This is a genomic window from Streptomyces nanhaiensis (assembly GCF_046614825.1).
Classification (GTDB): Bacteria; Actinomycetota; Actinomycetes; order Streptomycetales; family Streptomycetaceae; genus Streptomyces; species Streptomyces radiopugnans.
Map to the genome: position 1 here is coordinate 1 of NZ_JBKJFM010000338.1, position 1,338 is coordinate 1,338.

The 1,338-nt window shown below is 75.1% G+C and carries 2 protein-coding genes; both read right to left on the reverse strand.

The genetic code is table 11. The features are described from left to right. A partial coding sequence (locus ACLIYP_RS30435; RefSeq protein ID WP_412716295.1) for a DUF3492 domain-containing protein occupies window positions 1-309 on the reverse strand: 309 nt, incomplete at its 3' end. A gap of 180 nt (window positions 310-489) precedes the next feature. Continuing rightward, the coding region (locus tag ACLIYP_RS30440; protein ID WP_412716296.1) for a DUF3152 domain-containing protein at window positions 490-1,338 on the reverse strand (849 nt) is incomplete at its 5' end.

A 1,338-nucleotide genomic window follows, 5' to 3' on the forward strand; every position in this document is an offset into this window, starting at 1 on the left:
GCCCGCACCGGCGCAGACCGCGCGGGCCAGGTCCGCGAAGTGCTCGGCGAACCGGCGCCTCGGGCGCCGCCCGTATCCGCCGCGGCGCCCGTCGCCCCCGGAGGCGGGGCCCCACAGCGGGGCGGTGCGCACCCTCCGGACGTTGCCCGGCAGCGCGGGCCAGGAGCCGTCCCTGTGCCGCTCGTCGCGGCCGAGCGCGTGGACCTCGAAGTCGTGGCCGCCCAGACCGCGCACCAGCCGGTCGCACCACACGGACGAGTCACCGCGCGGATAGGGATAGCCACCCTCCGTGAGCAGTGCGATGCGCACCTGTCCACCCCCGTTCCTCCTCCGGGCCACCGGCCGTCGCCGTGGCGTCGCGGGAAGACGTTATGCGCGGGACGGGGCGGCGCGGCGGATGGTTGTCCGCCACACCACCGGAAGGGGTGAACTACCGTGACTTTCGGTGCGATTGAACGTTCGGTCGCCTACAGCGGGCCGGAGTGGCCGTCAGGCGTCCGGGAACGGCCAGGCGTTGGGCCGGCAGGTGGCCCCGCCCACCGTCAGGTACTTCGTCTGCTGCATCATCACCGGCGCCAGGGCGCCTTCCCTCGGGCAGTTCACATGGCCCTTGCCGAGCCGGTGGCCCACCTCGTGGTTGATGAGCATCTCCCGGTACTCCTGGATGCGCTCCGGGCCGAAGGTGTCCGCACCGCGTGCCCACCGGTAGGCGTTGATCATGACGCGCTCGGTCGAGGCCGAGTCGCACGAGACGTTGTCGACCGTGGTGTCCAGGCCCGATCTGGCGCACCACTTCGCGGTGGTGGGGGGCGAGGCGAGCGTGATCACGAAGGCCGGGGCGGCGCCTCCGGACTCCCCCGGCTTGCCGGAGACCCGCTCGAAGGTGCGGGCGCCTCCGTGGCTCCAGCTCCGCTCGTCGTTGAGGGTGCGGTGGACGGCCTCGGCGAACAGCTCCCCGTCCAGCGGCAGCCCGTCCTCGACGTCGACGCGGTAGCGGACGACCTCCCCCTTGCCGGGCGCCTCGTCCCGTCCGGCGACGGCGGTGAGCCGGCCCGAGCCCTCGAAGTCCGGGGCCAGGTCGAACAGCCGCCCCATCCGCTCGCCGTAGGACGCCTGCGTCCCGGACCGCGCCTTCCCCTCGTCCGCTCCGTCCGGGGGATCGGGGCGCACATCGGAGCGGGAGGCGTCCGAGGCGCCCGCCCGCGGGGCGTCCCCGCCGGCCCGCAGCTGCCGGTCCATGCCGCTCGGGCCGTCGGCGACCTGCCCGGCCACCACGACGGCCAGCACGGTGGTCACGGCCGCGGCCGCCACCCCGGTGAAGGCCCGGCCGCGCCCGCC